Source organism: Dankookia sp. P2 (genome assembly GCF_050632255.1).
GTDB lineage: Bacteria > Pseudomonadota > Alphaproteobacteria > Acetobacterales > Acetobacteraceae > Paracraurococcus.
The window spans coordinates 4,987,758-5,013,738 of the sequence record NZ_CP192581.1; the positions used below are offsets into that span (position 1 = coordinate 4,987,758).

At 73.6% G+C, this 25,981-nt stretch carries 20 protein-coding genes, 1 other RNA gene and 10 pseudogenes; 7 read left to right on the forward strand and 24 right to left on the reverse strand.

Going from position 1 to position 25,981, the window contains the following annotated elements; all coding sequences use genetic code 11:
- Positions 1–151: 151 nt before the first annotated feature.
- The 23 genes and pseudogenes from ACQ86J_RS29625 to ACQ86J_RS29735 form a co-directional block, all read right to left on the reverse strand.
- Positions 152–1,063 (reverse strand): cell division protein FtsQ/DivIB, encoded by a 912-nt coding sequence (locus tag ACQ86J_RS29625; protein WP_431268332.1) that lies wholly within the window; start codon positions 1,061–1,063, stop codon positions 152–154.
- Entirely contained in the window at positions 1,053–1,973 is a 921-nt protein-coding gene (locus tag ACQ86J_RS29630) for a D-alanine--D-alanine ligase (protein WP_431268333.1), read from the reverse strand. Before ACQ86J_RS29630 ends, ACQ86J_RS29625 begins: the two co-directional genes overlap by 11 nt.
- A pseudogene (gene murB / locus ACQ86J_RS29635) lies at positions 1,970–2,933 on the reverse strand (UDP-N-acetylmuramate dehydrogenase). Before murB ends, ACQ86J_RS29630 begins: the two are co-directional and overlap by 4 nt.
- On the reverse strand, positions 2,930–4,366 hold the full coding sequence (gene murC / locus ACQ86J_RS29640) for a UDP-N-acetylmuramate--L-alanine ligase (RefSeq protein WP_431268334.1): 1,437 nt from the start codon (positions 4,364–4,366) through the stop codon (positions 2,930–2,932). The pseudogene murB and the gene murC overlap by 4 nt, the downstream one beginning before the upstream one ends.
- Complete coding sequence (murG, locus tag ACQ86J_RS29645; protein WP_431268335.1) at positions 4,367–5,494, reverse strand: undecaprenyldiphospho-muramoylpentapeptide beta-N-acetylglucosaminyltransferase; 1,128 nt, start codon at positions 5,492–5,494, stop codon at positions 4,367–4,369. It lies immediately after the preceding gene.
- Between the two features lie 52 nt (positions 5,495–5,546).
- A pseudogene (locus ACQ86J_RS29650) lies at positions 5,547–6,734 on the reverse strand (FtsW/RodA/SpoVE family cell cycle protein).
- Positions 6,731–8,104, reverse strand: a pseudogene (gene murD / locus ACQ86J_RS29655) (UDP-N-acetylmuramoyl-L-alanine--D-glutamate ligase). The pseudogenes ACQ86J_RS29650 and murD overlap by 4 nt, the downstream one beginning before the upstream one ends.
- A pseudogene (gene mraY / locus ACQ86J_RS29660) lies at positions 8,101–9,192 on the reverse strand (phospho-N-acetylmuramoyl-pentapeptide-transferase). The pseudogenes murD and mraY overlap by 4 nt, the downstream one beginning before the upstream one ends.
- Positions 9,189–9,734 (reverse strand): glutamate ligase domain-containing protein, encoded by a 546-nt coding sequence (locus tag ACQ86J_RS29665; RefSeq protein WP_431268336.1) that lies wholly within the window; start codon positions 9,732–9,734, stop codon positions 9,189–9,191. Before ACQ86J_RS29665 ends, mraY begins: the two are co-directional and overlap by 4 nt.
- Positions 9,735–9,805: 71 nt before the next feature.
- The gene (locus ACQ86J_RS29670) at positions 9,806–10,510 is read right to left on the reverse strand and encodes a Mur ligase family protein (RefSeq protein ID WP_431268337.1); all 705 of its coding nucleotides are present in this window, start codon (positions 10,508–10,510) and stop codon (positions 9,806–9,808) included.
- Positions 10,511–10,570: 60 nt separating this feature from the next.
- Positions 10,571–12,221 (reverse strand): annotated as a pseudogene (locus ACQ86J_RS29675) (UDP-N-acetylmuramoyl-L-alanyl-D-glutamate--2,6-diaminopimelate ligase).
- Positions 12,140–13,002, reverse strand: a pseudogene (locus ACQ86J_RS29680) (penicillin-binding transpeptidase domain-containing protein). Before ACQ86J_RS29680 ends, ACQ86J_RS29675 begins: the two co-directional pseudogenes overlap by 82 nt.
- Positions 12,906–13,250, reverse strand: a complete 345-nt coding sequence (locus ACQ86J_RS29685; protein ID WP_431272581.1) for a penicillin-binding transpeptidase domain-containing protein — start codon at positions 13,248–13,250, stop codon at positions 12,906–12,908. The pseudogene ACQ86J_RS29680 and the gene ACQ86J_RS29685 overlap by 97 nt, the downstream one beginning before the upstream one ends.
- Entirely contained in the window at positions 13,133–14,062 is a 930-nt protein-coding gene (locus tag ACQ86J_RS29690; RefSeq protein ID WP_431268338.1) for a hypothetical protein, read from the reverse strand. Before ACQ86J_RS29690 ends, ACQ86J_RS29685 begins: the two co-directional genes overlap by 118 nt.
- Positions 13,996–15,084, reverse strand: coding sequence for a hypothetical protein (locus tag ACQ86J_RS29695; RefSeq protein WP_431272582.1), 1,089 nt, complete (start codon positions 15,082–15,084; stop codon positions 13,996–13,998). The genes ACQ86J_RS29690 and ACQ86J_RS29695 overlap by 67 nt, the downstream gene beginning before the upstream one ends.
- Positions 14,990–15,490: a 16S rRNA (cytosine(1402)-N(4))-methyltransferase gene (gene mraW / locus ACQ86J_RS29700; protein WP_431268339.1), complete on the reverse strand. Its 501-nt coding sequence runs from the start codon at positions 15,488–15,490 to the stop codon at positions 14,990–14,992. Before mraW (ACQ86J_RS29700) ends, ACQ86J_RS29695 begins: the two co-directional genes overlap by 95 nt.
- A gap of 61 nt (positions 15,491–15,551) precedes the next feature.
- Positions 15,552–15,746: pseudogene (locus tag ACQ86J_RS29705) on the reverse strand (16S rRNA (cytosine(1402)-N(4))-methyltransferase RsmH); the annotation flags it as partial.
- A complete protein-coding gene (gene mraW / locus ACQ86J_RS29710) occupies positions 15,704–16,153 on the reverse strand; it encodes a 16S rRNA (cytosine(1402)-N(4))-methyltransferase (protein WP_431268340.1) in 450 nt (149 codons plus the stop codon). The pseudogene ACQ86J_RS29705 and the gene mraW (ACQ86J_RS29710), both read right to left, overlap by 43 nt.
- Entirely contained in the window at positions 16,150–16,356 is a 207-nt protein-coding gene (locus ACQ86J_RS29715; RefSeq protein ID WP_431268341.1) for a hypothetical protein, read from the reverse strand. Before ACQ86J_RS29715 ends, mraW (ACQ86J_RS29710) begins: the two co-directional genes overlap by 4 nt.
- 601 nt (positions 16,357–16,957) lie before the next feature.
- Positions 16,958–17,376, reverse strand: an RNA gene (gene rnpB, locus ACQ86J_RS29720) — RNase P RNA component class A.
- Between the two features lie 65 nt (positions 17,377–17,441).
- Positions 17,442–17,906 (reverse strand): N-acetylmuramoyl-L-alanine amidase, encoded by a 465-nt coding sequence (locus ACQ86J_RS29725; RefSeq protein ID WP_431268342.1) that lies wholly within the window; start codon positions 17,904–17,906, stop codon positions 17,442–17,444.
- Positions 17,824–18,009 carry an N-acetylmuramoyl-L-alanine amidase gene (locus ACQ86J_RS29730; RefSeq protein WP_431272583.1) on the reverse strand — a complete coding sequence of 62 codons (186 nt, stop codon included), beginning with the start codon at positions 18,007–18,009 and terminating at the stop codon, positions 17,824–17,826. The genes ACQ86J_RS29725 and ACQ86J_RS29730 overlap by 83 nt, the downstream gene beginning before the upstream one ends.
- A gap of 202 nt (positions 18,010–18,211) precedes the next feature.
- Positions 18,212–19,012, reverse strand: a complete 801-nt coding sequence (locus ACQ86J_RS29735) for a TerB family tellurite resistance protein (protein ID WP_431268343.1) — start codon at positions 19,010–19,012, stop codon at positions 18,212–18,214.
- A 268-nt stretch (positions 19,013–19,280) separates the two neighbouring features.
- On the opposite strand from ACQ86J_RS29735, the pseudogene ACQ86J_RS29740 reads away from it, so the two are divergent.
- Positions 19,281–19,505 (forward strand): annotated as a pseudogene (locus ACQ86J_RS29740) (TauD/TfdA family dioxygenase); the annotation flags it as partial.
- Between the two features lie 61 nt (positions 19,506–19,566).
- Positions 19,567–20,043 (forward strand): TauD/TfdA dioxygenase family protein, encoded by a 477-nt coding sequence (locus ACQ86J_RS29745; protein ID WP_431268344.1) that lies wholly within the window; start codon positions 19,567–19,569, stop codon positions 20,041–20,043.
- Between the two features lie 58 nt (positions 20,044–20,101).
- Here ACQ86J_RS29745 and ACQ86J_RS29750 read toward each other — a convergent pair whose 3' ends face one another.
- Entirely contained in the window at positions 20,102–20,722 is a 621-nt protein-coding gene (locus ACQ86J_RS29750) for a winged helix DNA-binding protein (RefSeq protein WP_431268345.1), read from the reverse strand.
- Positions 20,723–20,849: 127 nt separating this feature from the next.
- Here ACQ86J_RS29750 and ACQ86J_RS29755 point away from each other — a divergent pair, with 127 nt between their 5' ends.
- The 5 genes and pseudogenes from ACQ86J_RS29755 (at position 20,850) to ACQ86J_RS29775 (ending at position 25,954) form a co-directional block, all read left to right on the forward strand.
- Positions 20,850–21,218: a hydantoinase/oxoprolinase N-terminal domain-containing protein gene (locus tag ACQ86J_RS29755; RefSeq protein ID WP_431268346.1), complete on the forward strand. Its 369-nt coding sequence runs from the start codon at positions 20,850–20,852 to the stop codon at positions 21,216–21,218.
- Positions 21,208–21,351 (forward strand): annotated as a pseudogene (locus tag ACQ86J_RS29760) (hydantoinase/oxoprolinase N-terminal domain-containing protein); the annotation flags it as partial. The gene ACQ86J_RS29755 and the pseudogene ACQ86J_RS29760, both read left to right, overlap by 11 nt.
- Before the next feature lie 167 nt (positions 21,352–21,518).
- A pseudogene (locus tag ACQ86J_RS29765) lies at positions 21,519–22,001 on the forward strand (hydantoinase/oxoprolinase family protein); the annotation flags it as partial.
- 25 nt (positions 22,002–22,026) lie between these two features.
- Entirely contained in the window at positions 22,027–24,492 is a 2,466-nt protein-coding gene (locus ACQ86J_RS29770; protein ID WP_431268347.1) for a hydantoinase B/oxoprolinase family protein, read from the forward strand.
- A 37-nt stretch (positions 24,493–24,529) separates the two neighbouring features.
- A complete protein-coding gene (locus ACQ86J_RS29775) occupies positions 24,530–25,954 on the forward strand; it encodes an AsmA family protein (RefSeq protein ID WP_431268348.1) in 1,425 nt (474 codons plus the stop codon).
- Positions 25,955–25,981: the final 27 nt, after the last annotated feature.

Sequence of the window (25,981 nt, forward strand, 5' to 3'; positions counted from 1 at the left end):
CGGGCCTCCCCGTCGTTCTCGATGCGGGCGATGATGCAGACGATCTTGGTGGTGCCGATGTCGAGCACCGCGAACACGCCGGGCTTGGCGCCGCGGCGGCGACGGGTCGGCGCCGGCGGGTCGATCGCGGGGGGCAGGCGCGAGAGCTGGTTCATCCGCGGCTGCTCCTGGCCTTCTGCGTCTCGGCGGGCGGCGTTCCGGGCGGGGCGGGCGGCAGCCGCAGCACCAGCTTGTCCGGCAGCCGCAGGTCGATCGCCAGCAGCGGCCGGTCCATCAGCCCCTGCTTCGCCTGCAGCTCCGCCAATCGGTTGATCGCCGCGACCTCCTGGCCTTCCGGCAGCAGCACGTCGGTGCCGTTGCGCAGGCGCAGGTTCCAGCGTCGCTCGGAGACGCGGACCAGCGCATGCACGCGCTCCTGCACCTCGGCCGCGCCGCGCAGCGCATCGACCATCGGCGCCGCGGCGCGGTCGGCGCCGAGGCCTACGATCAGCGGCAGCCGGCCGAAGGCGCCGACATTCTCGGTCGCCACCACGCGGCCCTCGCGGTCGATGACCGAGAACCTGCCGTCGCGCTGCCAGATCGCGAAGGGCTGGCGTTCCTCCAGCCGCACCCTGATGGTGCCGGGCAGCAGGCGCTCGACATGGGCGTGGCCGACCCAGGCGATCTGTTCCAGCTGTTCCCGCGCCCAATGCGGGTCGAAGCCGAGGATCGGGTCGCCGCGGCGGACGCCGAGCGCCTCGCGCACCAGGTCGGGCGCGGTGTGGTGCATGCCCTCGACCTGCACTTCGGTCACCTGCAGCCCGCCGCCGGCGGCGATCTCCGCCGCACCGTCCCAGATCGCGGCGAGCTTGCCGTAGGGATCGACGGCCATGACGGCGAGCGCGGCCGCGACCAGCGCGCCGGCGCCGAGCAGGCCGAGCCCGGCCGGGCGCAGCAGGCCGCGGCGGCGGCGCAGCCAGAGCCGCAGCGAGGTCGGCCGGCTCGGCGCGCTGCTGAGCGAGGCGCGCGTGCGGGCCGGGCTGGCGGCGTCGCGCCGCGGGCGCGCGGCGGGGCTAGTTGCCATGGCGCGCCTGCCCGACCATCCAGGCGCAGAGCGCGGGGAAGGCGATGCCGACATGCGCGGCCTGTTCCGGCACCAGCGAGGTGCGGGTCATGCCGGGCTGGGTGTTGACCTCGAGCAGGAAGAGCCGGCCAGGCTCGCCCTGAGTGTCGTCGTAGCGGAAATCGGCCCGCGACACGCCACGACAGCCGAGCGCGCGATGCGCCGCGACGGCGGCCTCCATCGCCTGGGCGGCGGCCTCCGGGTGGATCGGCGCGGGGATGGCGTGGCGGCTGCCGCCATCGGCGTATTTCGCCTCGTAGTCGTAGGATCGCAGGTGGGTGGCGATCTCGGTGACGGCGAGCGCGCGGTCGCCCATGACGGCGACGGTCAGCTCGCGGCCGGGGATATAGGGCTCGACCATGATCTCGGGGCCGAAGCGCCATTCGCGGGCGATCGCGGCGCGGCGGTTGTCGCCTTCGCGCAGGATGGTGACGCCGACCGAGGATCCCTCGTTCGGCGGCTTCACCACGAAGGGCCGCGGCATCGGGTCGGCGGCTTCCAGCTGTTCCGGCGTCACCACGGCATGCGCGCAGACCGGCAGCTTCGCCGCCGCGAGCAGCGCCTTGGCGGCCGGCTTGTCCATGGCGATCGCGGAGGCGCGGACGCCCGAGCCCGTGTAGGGCAGCTGCAGCCAGTCGAGCACGCCCTGGATGCAGCCATCCTCGCCGAAGCGGCCATGCAGGGTGTTGAAGACAACGTCGGGCTTGGCCGCTGCGAGCGCCGCGATGACGCCGGCCAGGTCGGCCGAAACATCGACCGGCGTGACCTCGAAGCCGGCCTCGCGCAGCGCCGCGATGCATTGCGTGCCGGAGGCGAGGCTGACCTCGCGCTCCGCCGAGATGCCGCCGTAGAGGACCGCGACGCGGGTCATGCCTTCGCTCCGATGACCGGAGGGCCGGATGGCCCGGAGGCCTCAATCGGCGCGGCCGACGACGCCGCCCCGATACGCTTGATCTCCCATTCCAGCGTGATGCCGGACTGCGCCAGCACGCGGGCGCGGACCTGCTCGCCCAGCGCCTCCAGCTCTGCCGCCGTCGCCCCGCCGGTGTTGAGCAGGAAGTTGCAGTGCTTCTCGCTGACCTGCGCCGCGCCGAGGCGGAGGCCGCGGCAGCCGGCGGCATCGATCAGCGCCCAGGCCTTGGCCCCCGGCGGGCTTCTTGAAGGTGGAGCCGCCGGTGCGGGCGCGGGTCGGCTGCGTCGCCTCGCGCGCCGCGCGGATCGCCTCCATGCGCGCGGCGATCGCCGCCGCGTCGCCGGGCCGGGCATGGAAGCGGGCGCGGGTGACGACGGCGCCGGCCGGCAGCGCCGCGTGCCGGTAGGCGAAGGCGAGTTCGGCGGCATCCAGCCGGCGGATGCCCTCCGCGGTCGCCAGCTCGGCCCAGTCCAGCACGTCCTTCACCTCGGCCTCGTAGGCGCCGGCATTCATCGCCACCGCGCCGCCGATGCTGCCCGGGATCCCGGAGAGGAATTCGAGGCCCGCGAGCCCGGCCGCCGCGGCATGCTGCGCGACGGTCACGTCGAGCGCCGCGGCGCCGGCGAGGATGCCGTCCGGCTCGGCCTGCACGCCGCCGAAGGCGCCGCCGAGCCGCAGCGCCACCCCGGGCAGGCCGCCATCGCGGATGATGAGGTTGGAGGCCGCGCCGAGCACGGTCAGCGGCAGCCCGGCGGGCAGGCCGGCCAGCAGCGCCACCAGGTCCTCGGCATCGGCCGGCCGCACCAGCCATTCCGCCGGGCCCCCGACGCGGAACCAGGTGAAGGGCGCCAGCGGCGCCCCCGCCTGGACGCGGCCGCGGATGGCGGGGACCGCCCGGTCCATGGCGCGCGTGCTCATGCGCGCCGCATCGGCGTGACGCGGCCGCCCGGCTGCAATGCGGTCAGCTGGTCGGGCAGGGCATGCGCCCATCTGGTGATGCTGCCGGCGCCGAGGCAGACGACGAAGTCGCCCGGCTTGGCGATGGCGTTGATCATCTCGGCCAGGCTGTCGGGGCCAGGCAGCGGTACCACGCTGCGATGCCCGCGGGCGCGCAGGCCTTCGACCAGCGCGTCCTTGTCGATGCCCTCGATGGGCGCTTCGCCGGCGGCGTAGACATCCGCCACGATCACCGTCCCCGCATCGTTCATGCAGGTGCAGAAATCCTCGAAGAGTTGGGAGAGGCGGGAATAGCGGTGCGGCTGGACCACCGCGATCACGTCGCGGGCGCCGGCCTGCCGCGCCGCCTTCAGCACGGCGGCGATCTCCACCGGATGGTGGCCGTAGTCGTCGATCACGGTGATCCCGCCGGCTTCGCCGACATGGGTGAAGCGGCGCTTGACGCCCTTGAAGCCGGCCAGCGCGCTGCGGATCGTGTCCTCGTCGATCTCCATCTCGACGCCGACGGCGATCGCGGCCAGCGCGTTCTGCACGTTGTGCTGGCCGAGCATCGGCAGCCGCATCGGCTTCATGGTGCGCGAGCGGCCGGTGGCGCGGTCCTGCACCGAGACGGTGAAGGTCGCGCCGCGGCGGTCGGTCAGCAGCTTCTCCGCCCGGACATCGGCCTGTGGCGAGAAGCCATAGGTCACGATCCGCCGGTCGAGCTTCGGGATCATCGCCTGCACCTCGGGGTGATCCAGGCAGAGAACCGCGAAACCATAGAATGGAATATTGCTGACGAACTGGGCGTAGCCGTCCTTCATCGCCTCGGCCGTGCCCCAATGGTCGAGGTGCTCGGCATCCATGTTCGTAACAATGGTCACGACGCTCGGCAGCCGGAGGAAGGAGCCGTCGCTCTCGTCGGCCTCCACCACCATCCATTCGCCGGCGCCGAGGCGGGTATTGGTGCCATAGGCGTTGATGATGCCGCCGTTGATCACCGTCGGGTCGATCTTGGCGGCTTCCAGCACGCAGGCGATCAGGCTGGTGGTGGTGGTCTTGCCATGCGTGCCGCCGACCGCGATCGACCATTTCAGCCGCATCAGCTCGGCCAGCATCTCGGCCCGCCGCACCACCGGGATCAGCTTGGCACGGGCGGCCTGAACCTCGGGGTTGTCCTTCTTGACGGCGGTCGAGACGACGACGACCTGCGCCGCGCCGAGATTCTCGGCGTCATGCCCGACCGAGACGGCGATGCCGGCGGCGCGCAGGCGCGCGACATTGTAACCCTCGGCGATGTCGCTGCCCTGCACCTGGTAGCCGAGGTTGTGCAGCACCTCGGCGATGCCGGACATGCCGATGCCGCCGATGCCGACGAAGTGGATGGGACCGATGGTGAGGGGCAGGGCGCGCATTCAGGGGGAATCCTGCGAGGCTTTCGCCCGCACGAGGGAAAGGACGAGGTCGGCGAGCCGCCGGGCGGCCTCGGGCCGGGCGAGCTTCGCCGCGGAGGCGGCGGCGCGGGCGAGGCCGCGCGGGTCGGAGAGCAGCGCCGCGAGCTGGCCGGCGAGCGCCGCCGGGGTCAGCGTCGCCTGCGGCATGACGATGGCGGCGCCGGCCTCGGCCAGCGCCCGGGCATTGGCCTGCTGGTGGTCGTCGATGGCGTGCGGCAGCGGCACCAGGATGGCGGGACGGCCGGCGCAGGCGAGCTCGGCGATGGTGCCGGCGCCGGCGCGGGCCACCACCAGATGCGCGGTGGCGAGCCGCCCAGCCACATCGGGGAAGAAGGCGGAGAGCTCGGCCGGCACGCCGGCGGCGTCATAGGCGGCGCGGACCCGGGCCAGGTCCTCCGGCCGGCATTGCTGGGCGACGACCAGGCGCTTGCGCAGCGGCTCCGGCAGGGCGGCGACGGCGGCGGGGACGATGTCGGCGAAGACCCGGGCGCCGAGCGAGCCGCCCAGCACCAGCAGCCGCAGCGCCGCCTCGGTTCCCGGATAATCGGTGCCGGCCAGTGCCGCGAGCGCCGGGCGGACCGGGTTGCCCACCAGCTCGGACCGCGCGCGCGCGGGCACCTGGGCGGTCGCGGCGTGGGACAGCGCCAGCAGGTCGGCGCGCGGCGCCAGCAGCCGGTTGGCGCGGCCGAGCACGGCGTTCTGTTCGTGCAGCACCGTCACCGGCCGCTGGCCGAGCATGGTCAGCGCGGCGAGCAGCGGCGGCACGCTGGGATAGCCGCCGAAGCCGACCACGGCGGCGGCCTGCAGGTCGCGCAGCAGGCCGCGCGCCTGCAGCGTGCCCGCGGCCAGCGCGGCGGCGCCCTTGGCCGCGCGCAGCACGCCGCGGCCCGAGAGGCCCGAGCCCCTGAGCACGAAGCGCTCGGCATTGGCGAAGGCCGGGCTGTCGAAGGCGGTGGAGCGCGCATCGGTCATCAGCGCCACGCGCTCGCCGCGCGCCAGCAGCTCGGCCGCCAGCGCCTCGGCCGGGAACAGGTGCCCGCCGGTGCCGCCGGCGGCGATGACGATGGGGTGCACGGCCGGGCCCCTCATCCTCCCCTCCGGTCGCCGGAGGGCACAGCCCGGCGGCATGGATCGGCGGGGGTCATTCACGTCCTCCAGGCGCGGGCCGCGCCGGCGTCAACGCCAGCAGCATCCCCATCCCCAGCGCGATCGCCAGCACCGAGGAGCCGCCATAGGACACGAAGGGCAGCGTCGTGCCCTTGGTCGGTATCAGGTGCAGGGTGGAGGCCATGTTGACGAAGGCCTGCAGCCCGAACTGCGCCAGCAGCCCGGTTGCGGCCAGCACCACGAACACATGTCGCTCTCGGCCATCAGCCGCCACAGGCCGCGCACCACGATGAAGCCGAAGAGCAGCAGGATCACGGTGCAGATGACGAAGCCGAATCCCTCCCCGCCACGGCGAAGACGAAGTCGGCATGGGCGTCGGGCAGGGCGTTCTTGACCCGGCCCTCGCCCGGGCCGCGGCCGAACAGCCCGCCATAGCCGAAGGCCTCCATCGACTTGGTGATCTGGAAGGTGTCGCCGGCGGCGGGGTCGAGGAAGCGGTCCACCCGGCTGCGCACGTGGGGCAGGATGAAATAGGCGCCGATCGCCAACCCGACGCCGCCCGTGGCGCAGACGCCGACCAGCAGCAGGTTCAGCTCCGGCGACGAAGAACTGCGCCAGGAAGACCGAGACGACCACCATCAGCATGCCGAAATCCGGCTGCGACTTCAGGATGACCGCGATCACCGCCAGCAGCAGCAGGGCGAGGCCCGGCCAGAGCACGCGGCCATGCAGCAGGCCGAGGCCCTGCGGCCGTCCCTCCGCCAGCCGCGCCGCGGCGGCGTCCTTGCCCATCGCCATCAGCCAGGCGGTCACCACCGCGAAGCAGGGCTTGAGGAACTCGGAAGGCTGCATGGTGCCGAGCAGCGGGAAGTTCAGCCAGCGCCGGGCGCCCTTGGTCTCGAAGCCGATCACCAGGGTCGCCGCCGTCAGCAGGATCGCGCCGAGGCAGCCGAGCAGGGCGAAGCGCCTGACGCCCCGCGGCGAGAGCAGCGAGACGATCACCCATGAGCGAGGCCGCGAGGCCGAGGAAGACCACCTGCTTGGCCAGCAGCAGGGAGCGCGCGGAGGTGCCGATGACGCGTTCGGCGACGGCGGGCGAGGCCGCCAGCATCATGATGTAGCCGAAGCCGATCAGCGCCAGCAGCGCCGCCAGCGTCCAGCGGTCGATGGTCCACCACCAGCGGCCGAGGGTGGAATTGTCGGCGCGGCTGATCGCCATCAGGCGGCCCTTTCCTGCTGCAGGCCGGCGACGAGGGCGCGGAAGCGGTCGCCGCGCGCGTCATAGCCGGTGAACTGGTCCCAGCTGGCGCAGGCCGGCGAGAGCAGCACCACCGGCGCCGCCCCGCCGAAGGCGGCCGCGGCGGCCAGCGGCACCGCCGCGTCGAGCGTCCCGGCGATCTCGTGCGGCACGCCATGCGCGGCCAGCGTCGCGGCGAGCGCCGGCGCGTCGCGGCCGATCAGCACGGCGCGGGCGATGCGGGAAACCAGGGCGCGAGGCCCTCGATGCCGCCTTCCTTCGCCTCGCCGCCGGCGATCCAGACGACGCGGTCGTAGCTGGCCAGCGCTCTTGCGGCGCTGTCGGCATTGGTCGCCTTGCTGTCGTTGACGAAGCGGACGCCGCTGATCTCGCCGACCCGCTCCTGCCGGTGCGGCAGGCCGGGATAGCTCCGCAGCGCCGCGGCCACCGCCCCGCGCGGCAGGCCGAGGTCGAGCGCGCGCAGGCGGTCGCCGCCGCGGCGTTCTGGGCATTGTGGCTGCCCGGCAGGGCAGGGGCCTCGCGCAGGTCGAACAGCGGGCCGGCCTCGTCGCGCAGCAGCGATCCCTCGGCCCAGAGGCCGCCCGGCTGGGGCGCCTCGCCGGAGATCGGCAGCAGGCGGGCGCAGACGGCGGCGCGCATCGCGCGGCTGCCCGCGTCGTCCATGCCGAGCACGGCGAGATCGCCCGGCTGCTGCCGCACAAAGACCTGGGCCTTCGCCGCGGCATAGCCGGCCATGTCGCCATGCCGGTCCAGGTGGTCCGGCGATAAATTGTAGCATGACGGCCGCATTGAAGCGAACCGTTACGAGTCTCTCCAACATGTAAGACGACATTTCGAGGGCGTAGAGACCCTGATCACACAACATGTTGAGCGAAAGCGCGGCAGGGCCCGGATTTCCCGCCAGCCTCGGACGGAATGTTCCCATGCCCGAGCATGTGATGCAGCAGCGCCGTGGTGGTCGACTTGCCGTTGGTCCCGGTGATCCCGACGAAGCGCGCCGCCGAGCCCGCCGCCCGCACCGCGCGGTACAGGTATTCGACGTCGCAAAGGATCGGCCGGCCTGCCGCACGTGCCGCCTCCGCCGCCGGATGGGCCCGCGGCAGCCAATGCGGGATCCCGGGAGAGAGCAGCAACGCGTCCCAGCGGAATGCGCCCTCGGCCGGGTTCGCCAGTGCGAGGCCGGCGGCTTCCGCTGCGGCGCGGCCTTCCGGCCGGTCGTCCCAGCAGGTGACCTCCGCGCCCCAGTCGGCCAGCCGCCGCGCGGCGAGCAGGCCGGCGCGGCCCAGGCCGACAAGGGCGATGCGCTCGCCGGAGAAGGGGGTGAATGCGTTCATCGGATCTTCAATGTCGAGAGCCCGACGAGCGCCAGCACCATCGCGATGATCCAGAACCGGATCACGATGGTCGGCTCCGCCCAACCCTTCTTCTCGAAATGGTGGTGCAGCGGCGCCATCAGGAAGACGCGCCGTCCGGTGCGCTTGTACCAGAAGACTTGGATGATGACGCTGACAGTTTCGACTACGAACAACCCGCCGACGATCGCCAGCACGATCTCATGCTTCGTCGCCACAGCCACGCCGCCGAGCGCGCCGCCGAGGGCCAGCGAGCCGGTATCACCCATGAAGACCGCGGCCGGCGGCGCGTTGAACCAGAGGATCCGAGGCCGGCGCCGATCAGCGCGGCGAGGAAGACCGCAAGCTCGTTGGCGCCGGGCACGGAGTGCAGCTGCAGGTAGTCCGCCAGCACGCGGTTGCCGACGAGATAGGCGATCAGGGCGAAGACGCCGGCGGCGATCATCGCCGGCACGATCGCCAGCCCGTCCAGCCCGTCGGTCAGGTTCACCGCATTGGACGAGCCCATCAGCACCAGCGTCCCGACGAGCGGGAAGGCGAGGCCGAAGGGAATCAGCACCTCCTTGAAGACCGGCACCGCCAGGCCGCCGGCAATGGCCGGCGGATGCAGCCACCAGATCCAGGTGGCGCAGACCAGGCCTGCGCCGGCCTGCACCAGCAGCTTCATCCGGCCGGAAACGCCCTTGGTGTTGCGCTTGGTCACCTTCAGCCAGTCATCGGCGAAGCCGAGCAGCCCGTAGGTCACGGTCACCAGCATCACCGCCCAGACCAGCCCGCTGCGGAGATCGGCCCAGAGCAGCGTGGACAGGACCAGGGCAAGCAGGATCAGCACGCCGCCCATGGTCGGCGTGCCCTTCTTGGTCACCAGGTGGCTCTGCGGCCCGTCCACCCGGATCGGCTGCGCACGCCGCGCTGGAAGCCGCGCCAGCCAGCGGATCACCGCCGGGCCGAGCACGAGCGAGAAGACCAGCGCCGTCGAGCGAGCCGCGCCGGCGCGGAAGGTCGTGTACCGCACCAGGTTGAAGAGCGCCGAACTCCTCGGCCAAGGGCGCCAGCAGGTTGAAGATCACGTCGAGGACTCCGTCGGCGCCCGCACCACGAGCGCCATCCGGCTCCCCAGCGCACCCTTCACCAGCACCACGTCGCCGGGACGCAGCGCCTCACGCACCATCGGCGCGAGCGCGGCGCTGTCCGCCGCATGCGCCCCGCGCTTCGCCGCCGGCAACAGCGCGAACAGCCGCGCCATCTCCGGCCCGCAGCAGAAGACCAGATCCGCCCTGCCAGCTTCTGGAGCGAGCCCGGCATGCAGCGCGGCGGAGAAGGTGCCGAGCTCGCGCATGTCGTGCCCAGCACCGCGATGCGGCGGGCGCCGGGCCGCAGCGCCAGGGCCTGGCAACGCCGCCCGCATCGCAGGCGGGGCGGCGTTGTAGCTCTCGTCGATCAGCAGGGCGGTGCCGCCATCGACCGCGATCTGCGCGGCGGCGCCGCGCCCGGCGCCCGGCGCATAGGCCAGCAGCGCTGGCGCGGCGCGGGCGGCGTCATGGCCCAGCGCTCCACCCAGGGCCAGCGCGCAGCAGGCATTCTCGGCATGGTGCAGGCCCATGGCCGGCATCGTCACTCTCGACCAGCCTGCCGCGGATGGCGACCATCGCCCGGGTCCGGCCGTCGCGCAGGATGCTGGCCTCACCGAGGCGGATCCCGGGCTCGGCGCGGCACGAAGCTGATGATGCGGGCCGCGCCGCGGCGCGGGCGATGGCCGAGGAGCCGGTCGAAGAAGGCCGAATCGCGCGGCAGCACCGCGGTGCCGCCAGGGACCAGCCCGGCGGCGATGTCGCCCTTCTCGTCGGCCACCGCCTCGATGCTGCCCATATGAGCCGATGACCATGCGGCGCTTCGCCGATCATGGTGACGGCGGCGGCATGCGGCGCGGCGAGGCGGGCCAGCGGCAGGATCTCGCTCCGGGTTGTTCATGCCGATCTCGATGACGGCGAAGGCGGTGCCGGCCGGCATGCGGGCGAGGGTGAGCGGCACGCCCCAGTGGTTGTTGTAGGAAGCGATGGGCGGCATGGGTCGCACCGATGGAGCCCAGCAGCAGCCGCAGCATCTCCTTGGTGCCGGTCTTGCCGACGCTGCCGGTGACGGCGGCGACGCGCCGGCGCAGCGGGCGCGGCCGGCGGCGCTCAGCGCGGTGAGCCCGGCCAGCGTGTCCGCCACCCGCAACAGCGGGGCGTCGGCCGGCAGGCCGAGGATGTCGCGGTCCACCATGGCGGCGGCGGCGCCGGCGGCCAGTGCGTCCGCCACGAAGTCGTGCCGTCCCGCGCGTCGCGCAGCGCGACGAAGAGGTCGCCGGGCGCCAGCGTACGGGTGTCGATCGAGGATGCCGGTCACGGGGGCATTGCCGGCGAGGCTCCCCGGTCGCGGCGCGCAGCGCCTCGGCGGTCCAGAGGCTCATGCCGCACCGCCGGTCAGGTCGCGGACCACCACCACGCCGTCGAAGGGCGTGGTCACGCCCTGGATGGTCTCGGCCGCTCTCATGCCCCTTGCCGGCCACCGCCAGCGGGTCGCCGGGGCGGAGCGCGGCGAGCGCGGCGGCGATCGCGGCGCGGCGATCGCCGGCATCGACGCCGCCCGGGCAGCCGGCCAGCACCGCGGCGCGGATCGCCGCCGGGTCCTCGGAGCGCGGATTGTCGTCGGTGACCCAGCAGCGGTCGGCAAGGCCGGCGCAGGCGGCGCCATCAGCGGCCGCTTGCCCGGGTCGCGGTCGCCGCCGGCGCCGAAGACCACGTGCAGCGCGGCGCCCGGGGCGACATGCGGGCGGAGCGAGCGCAGCAGGGTCGAGAGGCCATCAGGTGTATGGGCGTAGTCCACATAGGCGGCGGCGCCGTTCGGCAGCCGCGCGGCGAGCTCCATCCGCTCGCGCACCCCGGCCAGCCGGGGCAGGTGGGACAAAGCGGTCGCCGTCGGCATCCCGGCAGCGACCGCGAGCGCCAGGGCCATCAGCGCGTTGTCGGCTTGGAAGCGGCCGGGCAGGGCGAGGTGCAGGCGGTGCGCGCGCCGTCGGCCTCGATCTCCAGCACCTGGCCATCCGGCAGCGGCTGCTGCGCCAGCAGGCGGATGTCCGCCCCGGCCTCGCCCACCGTGACCAGGCGGCAGGCCGGCGCCGCGCGGCGATGCCGCGGAGCGCGTCGAGCGTCGCCGCATCCATGTCGGCATTGGCGACCGCGGTGGCGCCGGCCGGCAGCAGCGTCCCGAACAGGCGCAGCTTGGCGGCGCGATAGGCCTCCATCGTGCCGTGGTAGTCGAGATGGTCGCGCGTGAGATTGGTGAAGCCGGCCGCCGCCAGCCGCACCCCGTCCAGCCTGCGCTGCTCGATCCCGTGCGAGGAGGCCTCCATCGCCGCATGGCCAAAGCCGGCCCGGGCCAGCACGCCGAGCTGGGCATGCAGCGCCACAGGGTCGGGCGTGGTCAGCGAGGGGCCATGCGGCAGGCCTGCCGCCACCAGGCCGAGCGTGCCGAGCGAGGCGGCGCGCATGCCGTCCAGCACCCAGAGCTGGCGAAGGAAATCCACCGTGCTGGTCTTGCCGTTGGTGCCGGTCACGGCGACCAGCACCGCCGGCTGCAGACCCTCCCGCGCCGCGGCCAGCAGTGCGAGCGCCCGGCGCGGATCGGGCTCGGCCAGCAGCGGCCGGGCCGCGACGCCCGCGGGCCAGGCGGTGCCGGCCGGCGCCAGCACGGCGGCGGCACCCTGCGCCACGGCCTGGCCGATGAAGGAACGTCCGTCGGCCTTCGCCCCGGGCAGGGCGGCAAAGAGAAAGCCGGGCCGCACCGCCCGGCTGTCGGCCGTCAGGCCGAGGATGTCGATGCCGGCGGCGGCGGCCGGCACAGCCAGCCCGGCGCGGCCGAGGAGGTCATCGAGGCGCAAGGCCGGCCTCGTCCGACGGGGTCGGGAAGGCGGCGAGGCGGAAGGCGGCCGGCAGCTCGGTGCGGCGCAGCGCGGGGGCTGCGGCACAGCCGGCGTCACCGGCGCCTGCTGCAGCGGCGCGCCGAGCGGACGGCCCGCCGGCGCGGTTCCGCCGGCGGCATCTGCCGACCGGCGCATTGCCGCGGCCCGCGGCGGTGGTGGGCGGCGGCGGCCGCGGCCGGCGGCTTCGGCGCGGCCCCGGCCGGGCGGCCGGGCTGCAGCGGGATGCTGATGGTCTGCTGGATCTGCGGGATGCGGTCGGTCTCCGGCACCATGCCGAGGATCGGCGCGACCCGGCGGATCACCGCGCCGGCGGCCGGCGCCGCGACCCAGCCGGCGGTCGCATAGCCGTGGCTCTGCGCATTCGGCTTCGGCTCGTCGACCATGACATAGATGGCGTAGCGCGGCTGGTTCATCGGGAAGGCGCCGACGAAGGCGGCGATCCGCTTGTCCTTCTGGTAGCCGCCATGGGCGGTCGACTTCTCCGCCGTGCCGGTCTTGCCGCCGACGAAGTAGCCGGCGACGTCGGCCCCTTGCCGGAGCCGTCGGTGACCACCAGGCGCATCAGCTTGCGCATGGTCTCCGAGGTCTTCTCCGCCAGCACCTGGGTACCCTCGCGCGCCACGCCATCCGGCTGGGCCAGGATGGTGGGCTGGCGCAGGATGCCGCCATTGGCGACCGCCGAGATGGCGGTGATGACATGCAGCGGGGTGACCGAGATGCCGTGGCCGAAGGCGATGGTCATGGTGTTGATGTCGCGCCAGCCATTGGCCGAGGGCGCGAGCGGGCGCGTCGTCTCCGGCACCTCGAGGCCGAGCCGGTTCAGCATGCCCATGCGGGCCATGACCTGCGGTGCTTGGCCGGGGCCCAGCAGCAGCGCCATGTGCGCCGCGCCGAGGTTGGAGGAGTAGGCCAGCACCTCGGGGAAGACCAGGGCGCGGTTCTTGCCCTTGTAGTCGGTGATGGTGAAGCGGCCGTAGCGGATCGGGTGAAGGCGTCGAAGCTGCTCCAGATATTCGCCGCGCCGCTGTCGAGCGCCATGGAGGCGGTCAGCAGCTTGAAGGTCGAGCCCGGCTTGTAGAGCCCGACGGTCGCGCGGTTGAAGTGCGGGTCCTGGTCCTGGCGCGGCGCGACCGGCAGCGGCGCCCGCGCGGCGACGGTGCGGATCGGCGACTCGGCCTCGCGCGCTGCTGCAGCCCGCCGGGGTCGGAGGCGTCGTAATCCGGCAGGCTGACCATCGCCATGACTTCGGCGGTGTTGATGTCGAGCACCACGCCGGCGCCGCCGATGCCGTTGAAGTCGGCGATCGCCTTCTCCACCGCCTCGCGCAGCGCGACCTGGACGCGGACATCGACCGAGAGGCGCAGCGGCGAATGATCGGTGCGCAGCCGCTCGTTGAACGACTTCTCGACGCCGGCGATGCCGTGGCCGTCGACATCGACCGAGCCGAGCACATGCGCGGCGGCCCGGCCCTGCGGATAGAAGCGCCGCTCGGCGGCGCGGAAATGGAAGCCGGGGATGCCGAGGTCGTTGATCGCCTGCTGCTGCCGCGGCGGCAGGTTGCGGGCGATGTAGGCGAGTCGGACGGGCCGGTCGCTGTCGCCCACGGTGCGCTGGCTGATCCGGCCGATCAGCCTTTCTCGGTCGAGCCCGGGCAGCACGGTGCGCAGCCGGTCCGCGGCGGCGACCGGGTCGTTGATCTCCTGCGGGTTGGCATAGAGCTCGGTCACCTGCAGGGAAACCGCCAGGACCTCCCCGTTGCGGTCGGTGATCGGGGCGCGGCCGATATTCGGCGTGCCATCCGGCACCCGCGCCGCGGCGCGCAGCTTCGGCTGCATCGGGTCGATCACGGTGGCGACCGCGAGCTTCAGGCCGACCGCGCCGAACAGCAGGGCGAAGCCGCCGGCGGCGATCAGCAGCCGGCCGCGCGTCGTCTCCAGCTGGTTGCGGCGGGCGAGTTCGGGGCCGCTGACCCGCACCAGGGCGCGCGAGGCCGAGCCGCCATGGGGCAGGCCGCCGGAGGGCAGCGGCCGGCCGGCCGGCGTCGCATGCGGGAGGGCGGTGGCCGGAGCTCCTCGAACTCGAAGTCGCGGTTCACCGCAGCGCCCCCGAGGGTCGCGGCATTGGCCGAGCCGAAGGGCACCGGCGGGGCCAGCAGCGGCCGGCCGCCGCCGAGCGCGGAGCCGAGCGCGATGACCGGCGCTTCCGCCATGCGCGGCGCGGCGCGGCGGCGACCTGGGAGGCGACCTGGGTGATGGCGGGACGCAACGTCGGCTGCGGCGGCGCCATACGCGCGACCTGCGGCGGCATGGCCGGGCGCGTGGGCGCGGCGATCGGCGGCAGCGCGGCGACCTCGGGCGCCGGGCGTGGCACCGGGCGGGTGGCGACCAGGCGGGCCGGCGGGCGATGCGGGCCGGCTCGGCCGGGGCTGGCTTCGGCTCGGCGGCGCGCGGCGCCGGCTCGCGCACGTGCTCGCGCACCGGCTCGGGCGCCCGGGTGGCGAGCTGCGGCGGCGGGCTGGGACGGGCTTCCGCGGCGGGCGGCGCGGGCGGCTTCGGCGGCGCCTCGGGCAGCGGCAGCGGCACCGCGATCGGGGCAGCGGCGGCGCCTCGGCGACCGGCGGCGCGATCGGCGCGACGAGCGGGGCGGCCACCGGGGCGAGCGGTGCCGGCGGCGGCTTCACGCCATGCGCCACCTGCACCGGGTCCGAAACCCGCGGCAGCAGGGCGAGGACGACCGCGCCTTCCGGCGCCACCGGCAGGCGCTCGGCGAACAGCGCCTTCGGGCCCTCATAGGCGGCGACCTGCGGCAGCCGCCGCTCGGCCTCGTTCAGCCGCAGGAACTGGGTCGGCTGCATGGGCTCGAGCTGCAGGTGCCGCTGGGCCACGCCGCGCAGCCGCTCCGGCTCATTCAGCCAGGCCCATTCGGCCTGCAGCGCTTGGCTGCGGTCGTTCGCCTCGTCGATTTGCCGGGCTATTCCGCGCAGCTCGCGGTCCAGCAGGGCGACTTCGTGCTTGCTCTGGTACAGGTGCAGGCCTCGCCAAGGCGGCGGCCAGGAAGGTGCAGAGGCTGAGCGGACGGAAGATCATGCGGCGTCCCGGGTGTCGAGGCGTTCGATGGCGCGCAGCCTGCTGCTGGGCGCGCGGATTGGCGTCGGTCTCGCCCTCGCCGGGCGCAGCGCCCGCGGCGGAGCAGACGGAAGTCGGCGGCGGGCCCTTCGACAGCAGGGCGCCGGGATCGTGGCGGGAGGCGCCGCCGGCGCGTCCGGCGCGGCCGGCCATGAAGCGCTTCACGATCCGGTCCTCGAGCGAGTGGAAGGCGACGACGACCAGCCGGCCGCCCGGCGCGAGCAGCTTCGCCGCGGCGTCGAGGCCGCGCTCGACCTCGGCCCGAGCTTGGTCGTTCACCAGCGAGGCGCAGCGCCTGGAAGCTGCGCGTCGCGCGGTCCATGCCGGAGGGATCGCGCGGGGTGACGCTGCGGATGATGGAGGCGAGCCGGCCGGTGGTGGTGATGGGCGCCTCGCGCGCGCGGCGACGATGGCGCGCGCGATGCGGCGCGAGTGGCGCTCCTCGCCAAGCGTGAAGAGGATGTCGGCCGATCCCTGAATCGCCCAATGTATTCACGAGGTCCGCGGCGGACTTGCCGGCCTTCTCCATGCGCATGTCAAGCGGCCCGTCGCTGTGGAAAGAGAAGCCGCGCGCGGCCCTCGTCGATCTGGAAGGAGGAGACGCCGAGATCGAGCACGACGCCAGTCGAGCGCCGCGACGCCCTGCGCCGCGAGCAGGTCGAGCATCTCGCCGAAACGCCCTTCCAGTAAGTGAAGCCGGCCGGGAAAACGGGCGGCCTGCGCGGCGCCGCGGGCGATCGCGTCCGGGTCGCGGTCGATGGCGTAGAGCGTGCAGGCGGCGGCGCCGAGGATCGCGCCGGCATAGCCGCCGCCGCCGAAGGTGCCGTCGCAATAGGTCGCGCCGTCGCGCGGCGCGAGGGTCGCCAGCACCTCGGCCAGCAGCACCGGGACGTGTCCCTGGGACGGGGAGGGCCCTCGCGGCGCGGGCAGCGATCTGCTCATACGTCGCCCCCTCGTCCTCGGCCTCGAGCCGGGCCTCCTCCTCGGCGAGGCGGGCGGCGGACCAGATCTGGAAGAAGGCGCCGAGGCCGGAGAACTGGATCTCGCCGTCGAGCCCGGCCTTCTCGGCGAGCTCCTTCGGCATGACGATGCGGCTCCTCGGCATCCGGGCGCAGCGTGTGGATGCGCGAGACCAGCTTGCGCATGATCGTCTGGTATTCGGCGGAGAGAGCTGGCTGAGGCCTTCGACGCGGCGCTGCACCTCGGCCATGTAGGCGGGTTCCGGCCAGACCTCGATGCAGGGCGCGTGGCGGACGGGCGCAGGATGATCTCCTCCGCGCCTAGGCGGGCCAGGGTTGGCGCGGAAGCTGGACGGCACCGAGATGCGGCCCTTCTTCGCGTCAAACGTACCGCCAACTGTCCCCGCAAATCCGGACATCGCCCAGTGACCGCCCCCCGGGCCAACGGCGCCCCCGGCCGGATCGAGCGGCCGGCGAGGCCCCCCGACCCCGCCGGCTCGCCCGACCATCCCCCCTCCGGACCAGCCTCGCCCCCCGAGCGTCTGGGTCCTTCGGCGGGATGCCATGGGATAGCACGCCACAACCTGGGACGACAAGGGAGAATGCCGTTGCGGGCCACTAAGCTTTCTTGGCGAATCCGCGGATTCTAGAGGTTTAGCTTGAAGACTCGGGATCGCATTAGGAAACGGGAGATTGTCAATGGTATAGAGTCCAACCGTTCGCCACATTGTTCTTTGAGCGGCTTGAACATGCCGCGGCAACTATGTGGACAGTCCTGTGGAAAAAGTGCGCCAGGTGGCCGGTAAGCCGGGTTCTGTCCACCTCGGCAAGCCGGGGATGTGACGACCATTCCTCTGCGGCGCCTCGCGGCGTGCCTCACGCGGCCAACCCGGGTGGTGGGGGCGGGAAGGCCCTTGCGTCACGCTCCCGGAGGAACGCCGCCGACCACCCCTATTCGGCCTTGCTCCCGGTGGGGTTTACCATGCCGCCCCTGTTGCCGGGGGCGCGGTGCGCTCTTGCCGCACCCTTTCACCCTTACCCGCAGGCCGCGCGGCGAACCGCGTGACGTGCGGGCGGTCTTGCTCTCTGTGGCACTGTCCCTGAGGTCGCCCTCGCCGGCCGTTAGCCGGCACCGTTTTCCCGTGGAGCCCGGACTTTCTCCAGCCCCGCCGTGAGGCGGGGACCAGCGGTCGTCTGGCCACCTGACGCGGCGGTGTCATGCGCAGGGCAGGGGCGCCGCGTCAACGGCGTAGTGGCCGCCGGTCGCGCCGTTACGCCCCGATCAGCGCCGCGACGGCGGCGAGTCGGGCGAGCGTGCCGGCATCCGCCACGCCATCCACCCGCTCCGGCCGCCAGTGCCGCTGGAAGGCGGTGAGCAACAGGTCGAGCGGCAGGTCCATCCGATAGCCGATCGCCGCCAGCAGCCCCGCCGATCTGCCGGCCGGCGCGGCGCCCTCCTCCGGCCAGAGCCCGACGCCATTGGCCGCCAGCCCCGCCCAGTCGAAGAACTCGCCCGGATCCTGCTTGCGGTCCGGCGCGATGTCGCTGTGGGCGACGACGTTGATGGCGGGAATCGGTGGCGGCCGAGGATCTCGGAGGCAGAGGTCGCAGACCGCGGCCATCTGCAGCGCGGGGAAGGGACGGTAGCCCCATTCATGGCCCGGGTTGACGATCTCGATGCCGATGCTGCGGCCGTTCAGCGCCTCGGCGCCGCGCCAGTGCGGAGACGCCGGCATGCCAGGCGCGGCGCTCCTCCGGCACCAGGCGAAAGACCGCGCCGTCCTCCTCGACCACATAGTGGGAGGAGACCCGCGCCGCCGGGTCGCGCAGCCGGGCGATCGCCTCCGCCCCGCTGGCGCATGCCTGTGTAGTGCAGCACCAGCATGTCCACCGGCAGGCCGGCGGGGCGGTCGTCCTGGTTCGGGCTCGGGGTGTCCCGAAGGCGGAGGGTCACAACCTCGCGCTCGCGCTTCGCGCGGTCCCCGTCGCCCGCCTCGGCGGACGGTCCCGGCTTTCCGGCCTGGGATCGCGGCGACGCGCCTCACAGCCTGCGCTCGCGTTTCACCCGGTCCCAGGCGGCGTTGATCTCGGCCACCTTGTCGGTCGCGCGCTTGACGAATCCCGGCGGCACCCCGCGCGCCGCCAGGCTGTCCGGGTGGTTCTCCCGCATCAGCTGCCGCCAGGCCTGGCGCACCGCGTCGTCGCTGGCGTCACGCTTGACGCCGAGCACCGCATAGGGGTCCGGCCCGGTCGGCATCGCCGCCGCCGAGGAGGATTGCTGCTGCGTCCGGCCATCCCGCGCCCTTTCCCGCAGGCCGGCGCGTCCAGCCCGAAGCCGAGCTGCACCTGCTGCAGGAAGGCGACCTCGGACTTGGTCAGCGGGCCGTCCGAGCGGGGCGATCTGGAACAGCGCCGCCAGCACGTCCTCCAGCATTCCCTTGTTGTCCTGGAAGGCCTCGCCCAGCCGCTTCGCGAAGGGTCGGTAGTCGTCCGCCGAATCGCGCGCCTGGTCGAAGAGCTGGCCGACTTCCCGCAGGCTTTCCGGCGGGATGCGGAACAGCCGCTTGAAGCTGTCGATCTCCGGCCGCTTCACCGGCCCGTCGCATTTCGCCAGCTTGGCCGCCAGCACCACGACCGAGATGGCGAAGAGCTGCTCCTTCGAGCCCAGCATCGCGGCGATGTCGGCGGCTTCCCGCACCGAGGGGCGGCCGAACATCCCGCCCGGGCCGCGCCCGCCGCCCGCATCCGCCGCGTGGCCGAGCGCCGCGCCCATGACGGCGCCGAGCGGCCCGCCGGTCACGAACCCCGCCACCCCGCCGATGATCTTGCCCCAGAGGCTCAAGCCCGAATCCCCCTCGCCGAGAGCCGGCTCACCACGCCCCTTACCATGCGGCGGGCGGGGCGGGGGAGGTGCGCCGCGCGAAGCCGCTGGCCCCGCCCCCTGTTCCCCCGCTGCCCGCGCGCTAACATCCCCCGCCAGGAACGCCTGGGGGAACCGCCATGCCGGCTGTCCTTGCGCCCATTGCACCCGGTCTTCGCCGCCGAGGCCTCCGGTCTCGACCTGCGCCGGGCCGCTCGTCCCGGCGGAGGTGGATGCGGTGGTCGAGGCGATGGACCGCTACGCCGTCCTGCTGTTCCGCGGCCAGCCGATGACCGAGGCCGAGCAGGTCGCCTTCGCCACCCATTCCGGCCTGTTCAACCCCGGCCTCAAGCAGATCGGCCGGCAGCATGAAAGAATGTCGCAGCATGCGCTGATCGACATCTCGAACCTCGGCTCCGACGGCAAGCCGCTGGCGCGCGACGCGAAGAAGATCGTCAGCGGCCTGGCCAACCAGCTCTGGCACTCGGACAGCAGCTTCCAGGCGCCCGCCGTCTCCTATTCCATGCTGTCGGCTGGTGCGGCTGCCGAGCTGGGGCGGGGAGACGGAGTTCGCCGACCTGCGGGCGGCGTGGGACGCCCTGCCGGACCGGTTGAAGGCGCGGGTCGAGGGGCTGGAGGCCGAGCATTTCGCCCTGCATTCCCGGATGACCCTGCTGGGCGACACCGACTACACGCCGGAGCAGCAGGCCGCCCTGCCCGCCGTGACCTGGCCGCTGGTGCGGACCCATCCGGGCAGCGGCCGGAAGGCGCTGTTCGTCGGGATCCATGCCAGGCGAATCCTCGGGATGGGGCTGGCCGAGGGGAAGATGCTGCTGATGGACCTGCTGGAGCACGCGACCGACAAGGCCTGGCGCTGGCGGCACGAATGGCGGGTCGGCGACCTGCTGATCTGGGACAATCGTTGCACCCTGCATCGCGGCCGGGCCTATGACCTGGACGAGCCGCGGGAGCTGCGGCGGACGACGAATGACGAGGTGGCCCGGACGGCCTAGGACGGCGAGCTGGGGCAGACGGTATTTCCCCTCCCTCCGGACGCATGCGTCCAACCCGTCATCCATCCCTGCGGGTTTGCGGTGCAGCCTGCGGACTCACGGGAAGCTGGCAGGGGCTCGGGCAATCCTTGCTCCCGTCCTCTTCCTTCCTTCTAGAGCGTCGCCGCCGCCCGCGACGCCGCGTGCATAGAACCCCGACAGGGTCCTGAGCAGCGCCGCCACCGCCGACAACCTCCGCCGCCCCCGGCCCGCCCTGGCCGACCGGCGCCGCGACCAGCCGCTCCCGCAATCTCGGCATAGCAGGGCGCAGAGCGCCGCGCCGTCCGGGGTGATGGCCACCAGCTTCTCCTTGCTCCGCCCGGCTGGTCTTCACCAGCCCGGAAGCGGCCAGCTTGCGGATCGCATAGGTGGCGATGTGCGTGTCCTCGATCGCCAGGGCCAGCAGGATCTCCGCCTGGCGCTTCGGCCGGTCGCGGTGCTGCACGGGTGCAGGATCAGCACCTCGGCCGGCGACAATCCGGGCTGCCCGGCCGCCGCCGCGCAGAGCACCATCCAGCGCTGGAAGGCATGGCTCGGCCAGGATCAGGCCGTATTCGACCTCCGACAGGCCGGGGGAGGCGCCGGCGGCGAGATGGGCGGACGAGACGATGGGGCCAGGGGCATTGGCATTCTTCGGCATGCGGGCGATCTCCTGCCCGCTGACGTTGACAAGATACCAATAAATCGTCAACGAATTACTGGCGATGCGGCCCTGGCCTTGCGCCCGCGGCCCGGCATTGCGATGACGCGGGCAGGCGGAGGATGCGATGAGCGGTTCCTGGCAGTTCTGGATCGACCGTGGCGGCACCTTCACCGACATCGTCGCGCGCGACCCCCGAGGGGCGGCTGACCACCGCCAAGCTGCTGAGCGAGAACCCCGAGCGCTACCGCGACGCCGCCGTCGCCGGCATCCGCCAGATCCTGGGCGTGCCGCCCGGCGCGCCGATCCCGCCCGGCACGATCGAGAGGCGGTGAAGATGGGCACCACGGTGGCCACCAACGCCCTGCTCGAGCGCAAGGGCGAGCGCGTGCTGCTGCTGGTCAACCGCGGCTTCGCCGACCTGCTGCGGTATCGGCAACCAGGCCCGGCCGCGCCTGTTCGACCTGAACGTCCGCCTGCCCGACCTGCTGCATGAGCGCGTCGCCGAGATCGGCGGCCGCGTCGCGGTGGACGGCGCGGAGATCGAGCCGCTCGACGAGGCCGCCGCCCGCGCCGCGCTCGAGGCCGCCTTCGCCGAGGGCATCCGCGCCGTCGCCATCGCCCTGATGCATGCCTGGGCGCATCCCGGCCACGAGCTGCGGCTCGGCGCGATCGCCCGGGAGGTCGGCTTCCCCCAGGTCTCGCTCTCCACCAGGCCAGCCCGCTGCCGCGCATCGTGCCGCGCGGCGACACCACGGTGGTGGATGCCTACCTGTCGCCCATCCTGCGCCGCTACGTGGAGCAGGTGGCGGGCGAGCTGGATCCCGCGCCCGCCGCGGCCGGGGAACAACCCGTGCGGCTCTATTTCATGCAATCCAATGGCGGCCTGGCCGAGGCCGGCTCCTTCCAGGGCAAGGACGCCATCCTCTCCGGCCCGGCCGGCGGCATCGTCGGCGCCGCCCGCACCGCCGGCATGGCGGGGTTCGAGAGGATCATCGGCTTCGACATGGGCGGCACCAGCACCGATGTCGCGCTCTATGCCGGCACCTTCGAGCGGGCCTTCGAGACGCTGGTCGCCGGGGTGCGGATGCGGGCGCCGATGATGGCGATCAACACGGCGCCGCCGCCGGCGGCGGGTCGATCCTGCATTTCGACGGGGCGCGCTACCGGGTCGGCCTCGGACAGCGCCGGCGCGGTGCCGGGCCCGGCCTGCTACCGCCGCGGCGGGCCGCTGACCGTGACCGATGCGAATGTCATGGTCGGCAAGATCCAGCCGCGGCATTTCCCGAGCCTGTTCGGCCCGGATGGCGACGCGCCGCTCGACGCCGAGGTGGTGCGGGAGAGGTCTCGCCGCGCTCGCCCGCGAGATCGAGGCCGCCACCGGCACGCCGCAGGACCCGCGCGCCGTCGCGGAGGGCTTCCTGCGCGTCGCCGTCGCCAACATGGCCAATGCCATCAAGCAGGTCTCCATCCAGAAGGGCCACGACGTCACCCGCCACGCCCTGCAATGCTTCGGCGGTGCCGGCGGCCAGCATGCCTGCCTGGTGGCGGACGAGCTCGGCATGGAGACGGTCTTCATCCATCCCTTCGCTGGGGTGCTGAGCGCCTATGGCATGGGCCTCGCGGACCAGACCGTGATCCGCGAGGGCGCGGTCGAGGCGCCCTTCACCGCGGAGTCGATCGAGGGCCTCGCCGCCCGGCTCGACGCCCTGGCCGAGGATGGCCGCGCCGAGCTGCTGCGCCAGGGCGCGCCGGCCGGCCGCATCGCCGCCGCCCGCCGGCTGCACCTGCGCTATGCCGGCACCGACAGCTTCCTGCCCGTCGCCTTCGGCGAGCACGCCGCGGTGCTGGAGGCCTTCACCGCCGCGCATCGTCAGCGCTTCGGCTTTGCCACGCCGGAGCGCGAGGTGGTGGTCGAGGCCTGCATCGCCGAGGTGACGGCGGCCGGCGAGGCGGTGGCGGAGGCGGCCCTCGCCGCGCGCCCCGCGGGCGAGGCGCCGACGCCGATCGACACCGTCGCGCTCTTCGCCGAGGGCAGCGCGCAGGACGCCCCGGTCTTCGACCGCGACGCCCTGCTGGCCGGCGACCGCCTGGCCGGCCCGGCGCTGATCCGCGAGGCCAATGCGACGACGGTGGTCGAGCCCGGCTGGACTGCCGAGGTGACGACGCTGAATCACCTCGTCCTCCGCCGCACCACGCCGCGTGCCGCGACGCGGGTCGAGGCCACCGGGCGCCCCGACCCGGTGATGCTGGAGCTGTTCAACAACCTCTTCATGAGCATCGCCGAGCAGACCGGCGCGGTGCTGCAGAACACCAGCCTCTCCGTCAACATCAAGGAGCGGCTGGACTTCTCCTGCGCCATCTTCGATGCGACCGGCGCCCTGGTGGCCAACGCCCCGCATGTCCCGGTGCATCTCGGCGCCATGGGCGAGAGCGTCCGCACCGTGATCCGCGAGCGCGGCGCGACCCTGCGGCCCGGCGACGTGGTCGCCCTCAACAATCCCTACAACGGCGGCACCCACCTGCCGGACGTGACCGTCATCACCCCGGTCTTCGACGCCGCCGGCAAGGAGATCCTGTTCTTCCTCGGCAGCCGCGGCCACCATGCCGATATCGGCGGCCTCACCCCAGGCTCGACGCCCCCCGTCTCCCGCACGCTGGAGGAGGAGGGCGTCGTCATCGACAACTTCCTGCTGGTGGAGCAGGGCCACCTGCGCGAGGCCGAGTTCCGCGCCCTGCTGGCCAGCGCGAAGTACCCGGCGCGCAGCCCGGACGTGAACCTCGCCGACATCAAGGCGCAGGTCGCCGCCAACGAGAAGGGCGTGCAGGAGCTGCAGCGCGCGGTCCGCGACTACGGGCTCGACACCGTCCGCGCCTATATGCGCCACGTCATGGACAATGCCGAGGAGAGCGTCCGCCGCGTCCTCGACCGGCTGCAGGACGGCGCCTTCGAGACGAGGCTCGACGACGGCACCCCGCTGAAGGTCGCCGTCCGGGTCGACCGCGCCGCCCGCCGCGCCACCATCGACTTCACCGGCACCGGCCCCCAGCGCCCGACCAATTTCAACGCCCCCGCCGCGGTCTGCCGCGCCGTCGTGCTCTATTGCTTCCGCGCCCTGGTGGGGGAGGAGATCCCGCTGAACGACGGCTGCCTGAAGCCGCTCGAGATCGTGGTGCCCGCCGGCACCTTCCTCTCGCCCCTGCCGGAGGCCGCGGTGGTCGCCGGCAACACCGAGGTCAGCCAGGTCACCTGCAACGCGCTGCTCGCCGCGCTCGGCGCCTGCGCCTCGGCCCAGGCCACGATGAACAACCTTTTGTTCGGCGACTCGATCTACCAGTATTACGAAACGGTCTGCGGCGGCGTCGGCGCAGGGCCTGGCTTCGACGGCTGGGGCCCGGTGCAGACCCACATGACCAATACCCGCATGACGGACCCGGAGATCCTGGAGCTGCGCTACCCCGTCCGCCTCGAGGAATTCTCCATCCGCCGTGGCTCGGGCGGCGCCGGCCGGTGGCGCGGCGGCGACGGCGCCCGCCGCCGCATCCGCTTCCTGCGGCCGATGCAGGCGGTGGTCGTCGCCTCCCGCCGCAACGTCGCGCCGCATGGCCTGCAGGGCGGCGCCGATGGCGCGCCCGGCCGGCAATGGGTCGAGCGCGCCGATGGCGGCATCACCCCCATCCCCGGCAATACCGGCAGCGCCGAGCTCGCCGCCGGCGATGCCCTGGTGCTCGAGACGCCCGGCGGCGGCGGCTGGGGTTCCCCTGGCTGACGCATCGCCTCCGGCCGCGGCCGGCCGCGGCCCCCGCGTGATCCGCCGCGCCGGGCTGGCCGCCGCCGGCCTCCTCCTCCTCCTTGCCGGCGGGCTCTGGCTCGTGCCGCGGCTGCTGGACTGGGAATCCTGGCGGCCGCAGCTCGCCGAGCTCGCCACCGCCCGGCTCGGCCGCGAGGTGCATCTCGACGGGCCCATCACCCTGGTCCTGCTGCCCCAGCCGCGGATCGAGGCGGAGCAGGTCTCGGTCGGCGCCGCCGCCGACGGCATCAGCATCACCGCCCGCCGGCTGCGGCTGCGGCTCGACCTCGGCGCCCTGCTGGCCGGGCGGCTCGAGCCGCGCGAGCTGGCCCTGGTCGGCGGCGACATCGCGCTGCCCTGGCCGCCGGTGGCGCTGCCGGGCTTCCGCGCGCCGCCCTGGCTCGGCCCGCTCGACGCGAGGCTGGAGGACAGCCGGCTGCGCATCGGCGGGCTGCAGGCCGAGGCGGTGAATGCCCGGCTGCAGACCGGCGGCGCGACCGAGGCGGTGGTGGCCGAGGGCAGCCTCGCCTGGCGCGGCTATGCCGCCCGCTTCGCGCTGCAGCTCGGCCGCGCCGGCTTCGACGGCGTCGCCCCGCTCGACCTCAGCCTCGCCGGCGGCGGCTCCAGCCTCTCGGCCCGCGGCGCGCTGGCCGCCGAGGGTGGCTTCGAGGGGCGCATGGAAGCCGGCGGCAACGACCTCGCGGCCCTGCTGCCGGCGCCCTCCGGTCCCTGGCGCGCCACCGGGCGGCTGACCGCGGCGGCCGACCTGATCGCCGCCGACGACCTGAATTTCGACCTCAACGGCCAGCCCGCCCGCGGCGCCGCCACCTTCCGCCTGGCGCCCGATGCGCGGCTCGACATCGCGCTCGCGGCCGGGCGGCTCGACCTCGACGCCTGGGTCGCGGCGCTGCGGCAGTCGCGCGGCTACGCGCTGCCCCAGGCGGTGCCGCTCAGCATCGACCTCTCGGCCGAGTCGACCGGCTTCGCCGGCCTGCCGCTGCGCCGGCTGCGTGGCGCCTTCTTCCTCGAGGGCGACCGGCTCTCGCTGTCGGACGTCTCCGCCCTGCTGCCGGGCGAGACCGGCATCGAGGTCGCCGGCGCCACCGCCGGGCCGCGGATGGAGCTCGCCGTGCATGTCGCGGCGAAGACCCTGCGGGAGACGCTGGCGGCGCTCGGGCTGAACCTGGCCGGCACCGACCCCGCCCGGCTGCAGGGCGCCGAGGCCCGCTTCAAGCTGGCGCTGGAGGGCAACGAGATCGCCTTCTCCGACCTCGTCGCCACGCTCGACGGCGCGCGCCTCACCGGCAACGGCGTCTGGCGCCAGGGGCTGGACCGGCGGGTGCCGTCGGGCCGACACGGCCCGCCTTCGGGCTCGGCCTCGCCATCGACCGGCTCGACCTCAACGGCCTGCTGCCGCCGCTGCCGGACGGCGCCACGCTGAATGCCCGCCTCGCCGGCTTCGACCTCA